Genomic DNA, 14,217 nt, shown 5'->3' with positions numbered 1-14,217 from the left:
AACCTCACGCACCGAATCCCGCAACGCACCCACCAACACATCCCGAGACTCCCCACCACCAACCATCACCACTCCACCCCCTCAGTCGCCAAACGAATCAAATCCCCCACACCCAGACCATCGATGTCCACGTCGTCGTGGCCACCGTCGGGCACGGCGGCGGCCGTGGGCACGTCCACCAGGACCTCCACCAGATGCCGGGCGACCGCGATCGGGCGCGGATGGTCGAAGACCAGGGTCGCGGCGAGCCGTACGTCGGCGGCCTGGCGCAACCGGTTACGCAGGTCCACGGCGGTCAGCGAGTCGAGGCCGAGCTCCTTGAACGCCAGCTCCACGTCGACCGCCTCGGGCCGGTCGTGGCCGAGGACGGCGGCGACCTCGGCCTGGACGAACTCGGCCGCGACCCGTTCGCGGTCCGCCGGGTCGGCGAGCGCGGCGAGCCGTGCGCGCAGCCCGGACGCGGCGCTGACCGGGGCCGTGCCGGTGACCGGGGCCGTGGCGGTGACAGGTGCGGGGCCGCCGGTGACAGTGGCAGCGGTGGCGACCCGTCGGGCCGGACGGATCAGCGAGGTCCGCGCGGACGGTTCGAGCCGGATCGGCGCGACCACGGCGCGTCCCGCGACGAGCGCCTCGTCGAACAGCCGCAGCCCGTCCCCGTCGGTCAACGGGAGCAGCCCGGCGCGGGCCAGCCGCCGCCGGTCGGTCTCCGACAGGTGCCGGGTCATCCCGCTGGAGGCGGCCCACAGTCCCCACTGCAACGAGATCGCCGGCAGGCCGAGGGCACGTCGGCGCACGGCGAGCGCGTCGAGCGACGCGTTCGCGGCGGCGTAGTTGGCCTGCCCGGCGCCGCCGAGGACGGCGGTGGCCGACGAGTACAGCACGAAGGCCGACAGCTTCCGGTCCACGGTCAGCTCGTGCAGGTGCCAGGCCGGCTCGACCTTGGCCCGGAACACCTCGTCGACGTCCCGGGGCGTCATCGCCTCCAGCGTCGTGTCGCGCAGCGTGCCGGCCGCGTGGACCACCGCGGTCAGCGCCGGGATCCCGGCCAACGCGTCGGCGAGCGCGCCCCGGTCGGCGACGTCGCACGCCACCACCTCGACGTGCGCTCCGGCGTCGGTCAGCTCGTCGACCAGCCGCCCGGCGTCCGGGGCGGACCGGCCGCGTCGCGACATCAGCACCAACCGGCGTACCCCGTGCTCCCGCACGAGGTGCCGGGCGAGCAGGCCGCCCAGCGCGCCGGTGCCGCCGGTGACCAGGACCGACCCGTCGCCCAGGTCGACCCGCCCGACGTCGGCGGTGACCGGCGTCGGCACGAGGCGGGCCACCGACACCTCGCCGGCACGCACCCGGATCTGGTCCTCGTCGGCCGGCAGCCGTACCGACGCCGGGTCGGTGTCGTCGGTGTCGACCAGGACGAACCGGCCCGGGTGTTCGAGCTGGGCCGACCGCACGAGACCCCACAGCGCGCCACCGGCGGCGTCGCGGGTCACCACGGCCAGCCGGGCCGGGCTGTCCTGCCGCAGCCACCGCTGCAACTCGGCCAGCAGCCGCCGTACCCCGGCCGGGTCCGGGCCGTCGACCACCGCCGGGCACTCGAGGAACGTCGTCGCGCCGTCGGCCGGGGCGGCGGCGGTGGCCGGAACCCACCGGACCTCGTGGAGTTCCCCGCCGGCCCCCGCCATCGCCCGCACCTGACGGCCGGTCACCGGCCGTACGGCCAGCGCGTCGACCGACACCACAGGCGTGCCGCGCCGGTCGGTGACGAGCAGGCGCACCGTGTCGGCGGCGAGGCGGGTCAGCCGGACCCGGACGGGGCCGCCGCCGGCGGCGGTGTGCCGCTGGACGCCGGTCCACGCGTACGGCAGGACCGTGTCGCCGTCGACCACGCCGGGCAGGAACATGGCGTGCAGCGCGGCGTCGAGCACCGCCGGGTCGACGCCCCAGCGCCCGCCGCCGGGCAGGTCCACCTCGGTGTACCGCTCGTCGCCGCGCCGCCACGCGGCCCGCACCCCCTGGAACGCCGGCCCGTAGTGGTAGCCACGGTCCCGCAGGCGCGCGTAGAAGCCGTCGAGCGGGACGGGCTCCGCCCCGACCGGTGGCCACGTCGTCAGGTCGCCACCGGGCGGCGCGCCGCCGGCCACGGTCAGCGTCCCGCTGGCGTGCCGGGTCCAGCCACCGGGGCCCCGGGCGTGCACGCCGATGCCGCGTCGGCCGCCGGCCGGGCGACCGATGGTGACCTGGAGGTCGAGGTGCCCGTCCTCGGGGACGACAAGTGGCGCGAGCAGCGTGAGCTCCTCCACCAGCCGGTGCCCCACCTGCTCCCCGGCGTGCAGGGCGAGCTCGACGAACGCGGTGCCGGGCACCACCACGGCGGCCCCGATCGCGTGGTCGGCCAGCCAGGGCAGGGCGGGACGGGACAGTCGTCCGGCCAGCACCACGTCCGCGCCCGGCTCGGCGACCTCGACCGTCGTGCTCACCAGCGGATGCCCGGCGGCGACCCCGGTGGGAGCGAGCCAGTACCGGTCGCGGCGGAACGGGTAGGTCGGCAGCTCGACGAGGCGACCGCCGATGACCAGCGTGGACCAGTCGACCGGCGCGCCGGCGGCCCAGGCGGCGGCGACGCTGGCCAGCAGGCGGGCCGGGTCGTCCTCGCCGCGGCGCAGCGTGCCGACCGCCGTCACCGGCACGTCGAGGTCCTCGGCGGTCTGCTGGACCGCGGCCAGCAGCACCGGGTGTGGGCTGACCTCGACGACCTGCTCGACGCCGGCGTCGAGCAGGGCCCGGACGGCGGGTTCGAACAGCACCGGGTCGCGCAGGTTGCGCTGCCAGTAGGCGGCGTCCGCCGCGCCGTCGGGCAGCAGGTCCCCGGTGACGGTGGAGTAGAACGGCACGGTCGCCGGGCGGCACACGACCGGTGCTGCCGCGACGGCGAGCGCCGCGGCGGTCTCCGCCATCTGCGCGGTGTGGAACGCGAACTCGACGCTGCCCGGGCGGGCACGGACCCCGTCGGCGGCGCACCCGGCGGTGAACGCCGCGACCTCGTCCGGGTCACCGGCGACGACGACCGAGGCGGGGCCGTTGACGGCGGCGATCGCGAGTCCGGCGGTGAGCCGCTCCCGCGCGTCGTCGGCGCTCAGCGCGACCCAGACCATCGCGCCCCGGCCGGCGACGTCGGAGTCGCGCAGCAGCCGGCCACGGTCGGCGACGAGTCGCGCGGCGTCGTCCAGCGAGAGCATCCCGGCCACGCAGGCGGCGGCGATCTCGCCCCGGGAGTGGCCGACCACGGCGGCCGGGCGGACGCCGAACGACTCCCACATCGCCGCCAGGGAAACGCTCACCGCGAACAGCACCGGCTGACCGACGTCGACCCGGTCCAGCAGCGGAGCGCCGTCGGCGCCGGTCAGGACGCCGGTCGGCGACCAGCCGGTGTACGGGGTCAGCGCGGCCTCGCACTCGGCCATCCGCGCGGCGAACGCGGGCGAGTGGTCGAGCAGTCGGGCGGCCATCCCGGGCCACTGCGACCCCTCACCGGAGAACACGAACGCGGTCGCGGCGCCTGTCGCCCGACCCACGGTCACGCCGGACGACGGGCGTCCCTCGGTGAGCGCGGTGAGCCCCTGCCGGAAGTCGTCGCGGGTACGACCGAGCACGACGGCGCGGTGCGGGAGGTTCGTCCGGGTGGTGGCGAGGGTCCACGCCACGTCCACCGGATCCAGGTCGTCCGCCACGTCGGCCAGTCGGCGGGCCTGGGCGGCCAGGGCGTCGGCGTCGCGGCCGGAGAGCACCCACGGCAGCGGCCGCTCCGACCCGGCCCCGGCCGGCACGGCCACGATCGACGCGGCTCTGGCCGACACGGCCCCGACGGACGCGGCCTCGGCCGACGCGGAAGGGGCCTCTTCGAGGATGACGTGGGCGTTGGTGCCGCTGATCCCGAACGAGGACACCGCGGCGCGGCGCGGGCGGCCGTCGCGCGGCCACCGGCGCGCCCCGGTGAGCAGGCTGACCGCGCCGGAGGACCAGTCGACCTCGGGCGACGGCGCGGTGACGTGCAGGGTGCGCGGCATGAGGCCGTGCCGCATCGCCAGGATCGCCTTGATCACGCCGACCACGCCGGCCGCGGCCTGGGTGTGCCCGATGTTCGACTTGACCGAGCCCAGCCACAGCGGCCGGTCCGGGGCACGGTCCCGCCCGTACGTCGCCAGCAGCGCCCGCGCCTCGACGGGGTCGCCGAGCCGGGTGCCCGTGCCGTGCGCCTCCATCAGGTCGACGTCACCGGCCGACAGGTCCGCGTCGGCCAGCGCCTCCCGGATGACCCGCTGCTGCGCCATGCCGTTGGGCGCGGTCAGGCCGTTGGACGCGCCGTCCTGGTTCACCGCGGTGCCCCGGAGCACGGCCAGCACGGGGTGGCCGTGCGCGATCGCGTCGGACCGCCGTTCGAGCACGAGCAGCCCGACGCCCTCGGCCCAGCCGGTGCCGTCGGCGTCCGCCGAGAACGCCTTGCAGCGGCCGTCCGGGGCGAGCGCGTTCTGGCGGGCGAACTCGACGAAGATCCCCGGGGTGGCCAGCACGGCGACGCCGCCGGCGAGCGCGAGGCGGCACTCCCCGCCGCGCAGGGCCCGCGCGGCGAGGTGCACCGCGACCAGCGACGACGAGCAGGCGGTGTCGACGGTGACCGCCGGCCCCTGCAGTCCGAGCGTGTAGGCGACGCGGCCGGAGTTGACGCCGCCGGACGTGCCGGCCAGGCGCAGCCCGTCGGTGCCCTCGACCGGCTCGTGCAGGCGCGGCCCGTACTCCGTCGCGGTCGCGCCGACGTACACGCCGACCTGTTCGCCGCGCAGGCCGTCCGGGCGGATGCCGCTGCGTTCCAGGGCCTCCCAGGAGGTCTCCAGCAGCAGCCGCTGCTGGGGGTCCATGGCGAGGGCTTCGCGGGGGCTGATGCCGAAGAACGCCGCGTCGAAGCCGGCCACGTCGTCGAGGAACCCGCCCCGCCGGACGTAGCTCGCGCCGAGCCCGTCGTCGGCGGTGAGGGTGGCGAGATCCCAGCCGCGGTCGGTGGGGAAGTCACCGGTGACGTCCAGGCCGTCGGTCAGCGTCTGCCAGAGCCGCTGCGGGGAGTCGACGCCGTTCGGTAGCCGGCAGGCCATCCCGACGACCACCACCGGGTCGTCGGTGGGCGCGACGCGGCGCCGGGTGGTCTCCGCCGCCCGCGGCTCGGCGCCGCCGGCCAGGCGGTGCCGCAGGTAGGCGACGAGCGCGCCGGGGGTGGGGTGGTCGTAGACGAGGGTGGCCGGCAGGGTCAGCCCGGTGTCGCGCCGCAGCAGGTCACGGAGCTGCACGCCCGCCTGGGAGTCCAGACCGAGTTCCTCGAAGGTGTGCCCGGCCGGGACACGGTCCGCCCCGTCCCGGCCCAGGACCTTCGCGACCTGGGTGTGGACGAGCCGGGCGACGTCCCGTCCCGGCTGAGCCCCGGTCTCGTGGCCCGGCGCGGTCTCGTGGCCCGGCGCGGTCGGCTCGCCCGGCCCGACCGCTCGGCCCGGCGTGGACGCTCGGCCCGGCCCGGCTGCGCCACCCGGCGTGGACTTCGCGCGGGGCGCGGGGAGGCCGTCCGGCCAGTGCACGCGGCGTTGGAACGGGTAGGTCGGCAGGTCGGTGCGGCGGGCGTCCGGGAACAGGGCCCCGGCGTCGATCGGAGCGCCGTCGCTCCACGCGTCGCCCAGGGCGCCCAGGAAACGGGCCAGGCCGCCGTCGTCGCGGCGCAGCGTCCCGATCGCGGTCACCGTACGGCCGGCGGCGTCGGCGGTCTCCGTCAGGCCGCCGAGCAGGATCGGGTGGGGCGACACCTCGACGAACCGGGTGAACCCGGCCGCCACCAGGGCCCGGGTCGCGTCGGCGAACCGGACCGGCTCGCGCAGGTTCGCGTACCAGTAGTCGGCGGTCAGCGCCTCGCCGGGGACCACCGCGCCGGTCACCGTGGAGAACAGGTCCACGTCGGTGGCGGTCGGCCGCACGGTGGCGAGGTCCCGCAGCAGCACGTCCCGCAGGGCTTCCATCGGGGCCGAGTGGGCGGCGTAGTCGATCGGCAGCCGCCGGGCGCGTACGCCCTGGTGGGCGCAGGCCGCCAGCAGCCGGTCCAGGGCCGGCCCGGCGCCGGCCACCACCACCGCCGACGGGCCGTTGACCGCCGCGACGCTCAGCCCGGCGTCCCGGGTCAGCGCCTCGGCCCGCTCCTGGTCGGTAGCCAGCGAGACCAGGCCCCCGCTGCCGGCCAGCGCCCGCAGGGCGCGGGCCCGGGACGCGACGACACGGGCGCCGTCCGCCAGGGACAGGCCGCCCGCGTCGACGGCGGCGGCGATCTCGCCGAGCGAATGGCCGACCACGGCGTCCGGCGTCACGCCGTGGCGCCGCCACAGCCGCGCCAGCGAGACCAGCACCGCGAACAGGGCCGGCTCGGCCACGTCGACCCGGTCCCACGGGCCGTCGCGACGGACCGCGTCGGTCAACGACCAGCCGGTGAACGGCGCGAGCGCGGCGTCACAGTCGGCCATCCGGGCCGCGAAGACCGGGGACTCCGCGCCCAACTGCCGGGCCATGCCCCGCCACTGTGGACCCTGCCCGGGGAACACGAAGACGGTGCGGGCGTCGGCACGGGCGGTGGCGGCGACGCCGGTGACGGCGAGGTCGCGCAGGGCCCGCAGCAGCGTGTCCCGGCCGTCGCCGGCCACCGTGGCCCGGCGCGCGAACGGGGTACGCGTGGTCAGCAGCGAGTAGCCGACGTCGGCGAGCGCCGGGCCGGGGTGGTCCCGCAGGTGGTCGTGCAGTCGTCCGGCCTGGGCGCGCAGCGCGTCCCCGTCCCGGGCCGACAGCGCCAGCAGCACCGGACGCCCGGCCGGCGCGGGGGCGTCCGCGGCGGACGGCGTGGGCGCCGCCGCCACGACGACGTGGACGTTGACGCCGTCGGGCCCGAACGCGTCGACCCCCGCCAGTCGGGTCCGGTCCGGGGCCGGCCACGGGCCGAGCTCCCGTTGCACGCGCAGGTTCAGCCGCTCCAGCGGGATGGCCGGGCGCGGGTGGACGAAGTTCAGGCTGGCCGGCAGCGCGTCGTGCTCCAGCGCCAGGATCACCTTGAGCAGGCCGGCGATACCGGCGGCGGACTCCAGGTGCCCGATGTTGGTCTTGACCGAGCCGACCCGCAGCGGCTGTCCGGGCGGCAGGCGCACGCCGATGGCGGCGCCGAGCGCGGCGGCCTCCGCCGGGTCGCCGACCGGGTCGCCCGCGCCGTGCAGCTCGACGTACTGCACGTCGCGTACGGCGGTCCCGGCCCGCCGGTGGGCGAGTTCGACGACCTCACGCTGGGCGGCGACGCCGGCCGTGGGGTCGTCCCCGGCGACGCCGTGGTCGACCGCGCTGCCCCGGATCACGCAGCGGATCCGGTCGCCGTCGGCGTGCGCCTGCGCGAGGGTCTTGAGGACGACCAGCGCGCCGCCCTCGCCACGCAGGTAACCGTCGGCCCGCGCGTCGAAGGTGTGGCAGCGCCCGTCGGTCGACAGCACGCCGGACGCGGCCGGCGCGAGCGTGGTGTCGGTGGCGAGGTTCAGGTGGACGCCGCCGGCCAGGGCGGCGCCGCACTCACCGGCGCGCAGGCTCTCGCACGCCTGGTGGACGGCGACCAGCGACGAGGAGTCTCCGGTGTCGACGACGAGGCTCGGCCCACGCAGCGCCAGCAGGCGCGACAGCCGGTTGGCGAGCATGTTGCGCCGCGTCCCGGTCGTGGCGTGCCGGGCGACGCCGTCGTCGCCGGGCCGGCCGCGCAGCAGGGCGTAGTCGTCGGAGCCGGCCCCGACGAACACGCCGGTGCGGCTGCCGGCCAGCGCGGCGGGCCGGATGCCTGCGTGTTCCAGCGCCTCCCAGCCGAGTTCGAGGGTGAGGCGCTGCTGCGGGTCCGTGGCAGCCGCCGCCGCCGGCGTGACGCCGAAGAAGTCGGCGTCGAACGCGGCGGGGTCGTCGAGGAACGCCCCGTGCCGGGCGGCGGTCTCCGTGCCGGACGCGGGATCCCGGCGGTGGGCCGCGGCCGGGGTCGTCGCGGCGCGACCGTCGGTGAGCAGTTGCCAGAAAGCGGCGGGGTCACCCGCCCCGGGAAATCTGCACGAGTAGCCGACGACAGCAATGTGCGGGATGGAATTCATGTCACCCGTTCGAGATTTCTTTTTTGTGTGGCGCGCAACCGGTGGACGATGCGATGGCCAGCATTACAGCGGTCGATATCGTCTCGATAGCGCCGACCGCGACAGGTTGTCGCGCCGCTTGCCGGGGCACGCCACCCGTCGGTACGGTGGGGCACGCATTCAGGCATTAGGTCAGCTCCGGCAAAAACGCGGAAACAATCGGGAAACAACTGGCATCAGGAGCGCAGCCAATGACGTTGGGTTATCTGTTCGGCGGGGGCGTCGGAAACGAGCCGCGCGGCGTCGACCTGTACCGGAAGTACCCCCTGGCGCAGGAGTTCTACGCGCAGGTCGCGCAGTGGACCGGCCTGACCGTCGGGCAGATCCTCGACGAGGACCTGCCCCGGGCGCCCGAGGAGCGGCAGAGCGTCGGCACGGTACGCGAGGCGGCCCACGCGATCGCCGTACACGACGTGCTGGCGCGGCACGGGCTGCGGCCGACGGTGCTCGGCGGGCTCAGCCTCGGCGGCATGTCGGCGGCCAGCCTCGCCGGCGCGGTCAGCCGGCGGGCGCTGTTCGAGATGCTCGCGCACGCCCGCGGCGCGCCGCAACGACCCGCCGACGCGCCCGAGCAGGGCCTCGCCCTGTCGTTCGCGCCGACCGGCGGCGACCTCGGCCCCTACCGTGGCGACGGCCGCCCGGGGGTGTATCTGGCCGGTCAGTTCGGCCCGACCGCCGACGGCGCGACCAGGATCCTGATGCTCTCCGGCGAGAAGGCGGCCCTGGACGAGCTGGCCGCCGACCTGCCGCAGGGCTCGACGGTCGAGATGCCCGGCCGGTCGATGGCCATCCACTCCCCGCTGCGCATGCCGTTCCGCGAGTTCATGGCGCCCTACCTGGACGCCATGCCGTTCACCGACCCCGAGCTGACCCTGGTGTCCTGTCTCGACCGCCGGATCCTGGTCACCGCGGCGGACGTGCGCGACGCGTTCCACCGCAACCCGACCGACCCGATCAACCTGGTCCACCTCTACGACGCGATGCGGGACGAGGGCGTCCGCCTCGGCCTGGTGATGGGCGGCTCCATCCCCGACGGCATCCTGCGCTTCCCGTTCCCGGTGGTGCACGTCGACCATCCCGAGCACGTCGAGCTCGCCGTGACCACGGCGTTCGAGCTCGGCATCGACCTCACCCCGACCCGATGACCTCCGCCGACGCCTGCGACGCGCTCGTCGACCGCTGTCTGGCCACCGACCTCGACGAGTGGACGCGGCGCGTCGTCCGCCGTCACTTCGACCCGCGGACCGGCTCGCCGTACTGGCTGCGGCGCGCGGCCGACCTCGACTTCGATCCGCGTGACCTCACCCGTTACGACCAGCTCACCGCGTTCGGCCCGTTCCCGGTGGACGTGCTGCGCGCCCAGGACCCGGCGGACCTGGTCCCGCTGGCCGTCCCGCGTCCGCTGACCGGCCGCGTCTGGGACAGCGGAGGCACGACCGGCACCCCGTGCCGGGTCTTCTACACCCCGCGGATGCTGCTGCACCGCGGCGCGTGGCGACGCTGGTCGTTCGTCACCGAGGGTTTCCGGCCCGGGCGCGCCTGGCTGCAGGCCACCCCCACCGGTCCGCACCTGATCGGCAACGGCGTCTGGGAGTCGGCAGACCTGCACCAGGGACTGGTGTACGCGATCGACATGGATCCCCGCTGGGTGAAGAGCCTGATCCGGGCCGGTCGGCTGGCCGACGCCAACGACTACAGCGCCCACCTGGTCGACCAGATCGCCGACGTGCTGCGCGGCGGACGCGTCCACTACCTGACCACCACCCCCGCGGTCTTCCAGATCCTGGCGCGCCGGCACCCCGGCCCGGTCGCCGCGTTGGACGGCGTACGGCTCAGCGGCACCCAGATCAGCCCCGGCATGTTCCGCGACTTCACCAAGGCCCTGGACGGCGGCATCTGCGGCCGCAGCTACGGCAACACCTTCGGCAACGCCGCCGGCCTGCCGCCGGAGCAGGAAGGCGAGATCCTCCCGTACGTCCCGAACTACCCGCAGGTCACCATGTCGGTCGTGGACCGCGCGGACTGGTCCACCACGGTCGGGTACGGCGCGACCGGCCAGGTCCGGCTGACCGTCCTGCACGACGACCTGTTCCTTCCCAACATATTGGAGAGAGATCAGGCGCTGCGTTACGACACCGGCGCCGCGTGGCCGTGTGACGGGGTCGCCAACGTCCGCCCGTTGCAGATCACCTCGACGGCGCCCGAGGGCCTTTACTGACCGCCGTCCTGGCCGGCGGGAAATTGTTCCGCCGCAGCGGGTCCGAAACCCGTCGTTCATCATTTCGCGACTGATCTGCCGGGCCGTGGCGAAACCGGCTCGGGCGTCCCCGTCCTGGCGCGTCCGCGCATATCCTCCCGCCGACCTGGCCGCAGTTCACGGCCACCGTCCCACCGGCGGTCCTCGATCGGATTCCACGCGGCCGGCGGGCGTCGTCGCCATTTCCGTACGCCGCCGCGCCGGCGTGCGGGCCCGACCGTCGGCCCCGCGGACACGGCGGCCGGGCACGACCCCGGCTAGGGTTGCCGGGAGACCGCGCCGCCGACGACGAGGACGCCGATGACCCGGACCGACGACGACATCGCCCTCGACTCGGCGTTGGACCCGCTGGTGCTGGCGCTGGACGTCGGCTCCACCGCCACCCGTGGCGGCGTGCACGACGCCTCCGGCCGGCGGGTCCACGGCCTGCAGCACAAGGTGCCGCACGCTTTCACGGTCGCGTCGGACGGCACCTCGGTCATCGACCCCGACCAGGTGACCGCCGAGGTCGGGCAGATTCTCGACGCGGTGACCGGGGACCGCCGGCTGGGCACCAGGATCGCCGGCGTCGCGATGGACACCTTCGCCGCCTCGCTGATCGCGGTGGACGCGGCCGGACGCGCGCTCACCCCGTGTCTGACGTACGCCGACTCCCGCAGCGCGGACGCGGTCCGGGCGCTGCGGGAGGAGCTCGACGAGCAGGCGACGCAGCAGCGGACCGGCGCCCGGCTGCACCCGAGCTACCACGCCCCGCGGCTGCGCTGGCTCGCCGCCGCGCAGCCGCGGGTGTTCGCCGGGGCCGCCGCCTGGTGGTCCCTGGGTGAGTACGTCCTGGCGCGGCTGGTCGGGCAGCCGCTCGCCGGAACGTCCACGGTGGCGTGGACCGGTCTGCTCGACCGGCGCACCGGCGGGTTCGACGCCGAGCTGCTCGCTGCCGCGGGCGTCGACCCCGGGCACCTCTCCCCGCCACGGGACGGCACGGATCCGGCGCCGACGGCGACGCCCCGGCGCTGGCCGGCCCTCGCCCGGGCCGTCTGGTTCCCCGTCGTCACCGACGGGCTGGCCAGCAACGTCGGGTCCGGGGCGACCGACGCCACGGTGCTCACCGCGGCCACGTCCACCAGTGGCGCGCTGCGGGTGCTGCTCGACGGTCCGGCCGATCCCCTGCCGTTCGGGTTGTGGAACTACCGGGTCGACGCCGGACGCACGCTGCTCGGCGGGGCGATCAACGACGTCGGTCGCGCCGTGAGCTGGGCGCAGGACACGTTACGGCTCAGCCCGTCGCTCGCCGACGTCCTCACCGCGCCGCCGACCGACGCCACGCCGTTGGCGCTGCCGTACCTCACCGGGGAACGGGCGCCGGGCTGGGTCGGCGGGGCGCGCGCCGTGTTCGGCGGGGTGTCGGCCGCCACGGACGCCGACGCCCTGTTCCGCGGCATCGTCGAGGGTGTGGCCATGACCTACGCGCGGGTCGCCGACGAGCTGCGCCCGGCCGCCCCGCGGATCCTGGAGGTCGCGGCGGCGGGTCGGGTCAGCAACGACCACCCGGAGTGGTTGCAGATCCTCGCCGACGTGCTCGGCAGCCCCGTCACGCAGGTGACCCGGCGGCGGGCCACGCAGCGGGGCACGGCGCTGCTCGCGCTCGACGTGCTGGCGCCGGACGTCCCGCGCGCGACCCGGGCCACCGGGGCGACGTACGAGCCCCGACCCGCGCACGTCGACCACTACGCGCACCGGCGCGCCCGGTTCGCCGAGGTCTACGACGCGCTCGTGCGGAGCTGAGGACCCCGCCGCGCCGCCCCGGGGCGCGGCTCAGCCGGTGAGCACGTTGGGTGGTGGGACGAGGCGACGGAAGGAGTCCGCCGCCTCCCGGATCTCCGTGCCGGCGTCCCGCAGCACCGGCTCGCCGTGGCCGGGGAGCAGCACGTCGACGTCCCGGCCGGCCAGCGCGACGACGGTTTCGGCGTACCGGTCGAGCCGGCAGTCGTGGATCGCCTGCATGCTGACCCGGCCGCCGGCGAAGAGGCAGTCGCCGCCGAACAGGATGTCGCGGCCGGCGACCCGGGCCAGCACGACGAGGTGACCGTCGCAGTGTCCGGGCGCGGCGACGATCTCGACGGCCAGGCGGCCGGCGTGGACGGTGTCGCCGTCGCCGACGACCCGGTCGACGGTGACCGGGGAGAGCCGGTACCCGGGCGGGTAGATCCCGGCCGCGCGGGCCGCCGCCAGCGAGGTGCGTGACTCGTCACCGCTGCTCAGCGCCGCGCCGGTCTCGGCGCTGGCGATGACGGGCAGCCCCACGGCCCCGGCCGCGGCGGCGCCGCCCGCGTGGTCGGCGTGGTAGTGCGTGACGACTGCCCCGGCCAGCGCGCCCGGGTCGCAGACCTCGGCGACGTTGGCCAGCCACGTCTGCGCGCCGAGGCCGGTCCCGGTGTCGACCAGGAGCCCGTCGGCGCCGTCCCAGATCAGGTAGCAGTGACAGTCGTGCGGGTCGGTCAGCGCGTCGGGCTGGGTTCCGCTGCCGACCAGCCAGACGGAGTCGACGATCTCGACGGCGCCCACGGTCAGCTCCCGGCCGCCGGGCCGTCGGGCCGGACCGCCACCACGTCGACCTCGACCAGGATCCCGGCCAGGGTGCTGCCGACGGTGGTCCGGACCGGGTACGGCGACCGGAAGCGCCGCGCGTACACCTCGTTGTAGTCGGCGAAGTCCCGGTCGAGGTGCTGGAGGTGGACGGTGGCCTTGACGACGTCACCCAGACCGAGGCCGACGGCGCCCAGCGCGCCCTCGACGTTGTCGAGCACCTGTTCGGTCTGCGCGGTGATGCCCTCCGGGACGACGCCGGTGGCCGGGTCCTGCGGTCCGAAGCCCGCCGTGAACACGAACTTCCCGGTGTCGACGACGTGGCTGTACGGTCCGGCCGGCTTCGGCAGGTCGGCACTGGTCCGTGCGGTCCAGCTCATGGTGGTCTCCCTTGCTCAGAGGTGCGCCCCGGGGGCGCTGTGGGCGTTCCGGAACAGGTCGGAGCGGACCTCGTACCGGTCGTGGCGGTAGCGGGACCGGGACCGGTGGGCCGGGCGGCGGTTGGCGTCGTAGAAGACGTCCACGATCTCCAGCGCCGGGGCGTGCTCGGCCAGGCCGAGCAGCCGGGCGTCGCGGGACGGGGCGGGCACCGCGCGTACCAGCCGGCGGGCGGAGGACATGACGACGCCCGCCGCCGCGAGGGCCTCGTGCAGTGACTGCTCCAGGTCGGCGTCGTCGAGCACGCGTTGGAACCGGGCGGGAAGGTAGGCGTCCTCCAGGCACATCGGCTCGTCGTCGGCGAACCGCAGTCGTTCCAGCCGGATGACCGGGGCGCCGGCCTCGACGGCGAGGTCGGCGGCGACGTCTCCGGCGGCGGCGATCTCCTCGATGGCGATGAGCCGGCTGGTCGGGCGCAGGCCACGGGCGCGCATGTCCTCGCTGAACGAGGTCAGGTTCGGCCCCATCGCGACGGTGGGGCGGCGGACGAACGTGCCCAGGCCGGGGACGCGTTCCACCCGTCCGTCGTTGGCCAGGGCGTCGAGCGCCTGCCGGACCGTCATCCGGCTGACCTCGAAGCGGGCGGCCAGCTCCTTCTCGGCGGGCAGCCGGGCGCCGACCGGCAGCTCCCGGCACTGTTCCCGGAGGGCCTTCGTTATCGCGACGTGTTTCGGCGTTGACATGACGTGATCATCCCGTATCTCCCGTTCGAGCCCC

Annotated in this window: 7 protein-coding genes; 3 read left to right on the top strand and 4 right to left on the bottom strand. The window is 75.7% G+C overall.

The window, feature by feature from the left end; genetic code table 11:
• Positions 1–65: 65 nt before the first annotated feature.
• Positions 66–8,183 carry a type I polyketide synthase gene (locus O7606_RS02920; protein WP_281597424.1) on the bottom strand — a complete coding sequence of 2,706 codons (8,118 nt, stop codon included), beginning with the start codon at positions 8,181–8,183 and terminating at the stop codon, positions 66–68.
• 230 nt (positions 8,184–8,413) lie between these two features.
• On the opposite strand from O7606_RS02920, the gene O7606_RS02915 reads away from it, so the two are divergent.
• From O7606_RS02915 to O7606_RS02905, 3 genes are all read left to right on the top strand, one after another.
• Positions 8,414–9,367 (top strand): hypothetical protein, encoded by a 954-nt coding sequence (locus O7606_RS02915; RefSeq protein WP_281597423.1) that lies wholly within the window; start codon positions 8,414–8,416, stop codon positions 9,365–9,367.
• Entirely contained in the window at positions 9,364–10,440 is a 1,077-nt protein-coding gene (locus O7606_RS02910; protein WP_281597422.1) for a hypothetical protein, read from the top strand. The genes O7606_RS02915 and O7606_RS02910 overlap by 4 nt, the downstream gene beginning before the upstream one ends.
• Before the next feature lie 339 nt (positions 10,441–10,779).
• Entirely contained in the window at positions 10,780–12,261 is a 1,482-nt protein-coding gene (locus tag O7606_RS02905; protein ID WP_281597421.1) for a gluconokinase, read from the top strand.
• Between the two features lie 30 nt (positions 12,262–12,291).
• Here O7606_RS02905 and O7606_RS02900 read toward each other — a convergent pair whose 3' ends face one another.
• From O7606_RS02900 to O7606_RS02890, 3 genes are read right to left on the bottom strand one after another with little or no spacing between them, the layout of a single operon-like run.
• On the bottom strand, positions 12,292–13,041 hold the full coding sequence (locus O7606_RS02900) for an MBL fold metallo-hydrolase (RefSeq protein ID WP_281597420.1): 750 nt from the start codon (positions 13,039–13,041) through the stop codon (positions 12,292–12,294).
• A gap of 2 nt (positions 13,042–13,043) precedes the next feature.
• Entirely contained in the window at positions 13,044–13,442 is a 399-nt protein-coding gene (locus O7606_RS02895; protein ID WP_281597419.1) for a Rid family hydrolase, read from the bottom strand.
• 15 nt (positions 13,443–13,457) lie between these two features.
• Positions 13,458–14,183 carry a GntR family transcriptional regulator gene (locus tag O7606_RS02890; RefSeq protein ID WP_281597418.1) on the bottom strand — a complete coding sequence of 242 codons (726 nt, stop codon included), beginning with the start codon at positions 14,181–14,183 and terminating at the stop codon, positions 13,458–13,460.
• Between the last annotated feature and the right edge of the window lie 34 nt (positions 14,184–14,217).

It is taken from the genome of Micromonospora sp. WMMD882, assembly GCF_027497255.1.
In the GTDB taxonomy this organism is placed as follows: domain Bacteria; phylum Actinomycetota; class Actinomycetes; order Mycobacteriales; family Micromonosporaceae; genus Micromonospora.
Note: the sequence above shows the minus strand (reverse complement) of the source record. Positions and strands in the feature narration are given on the sequence as shown.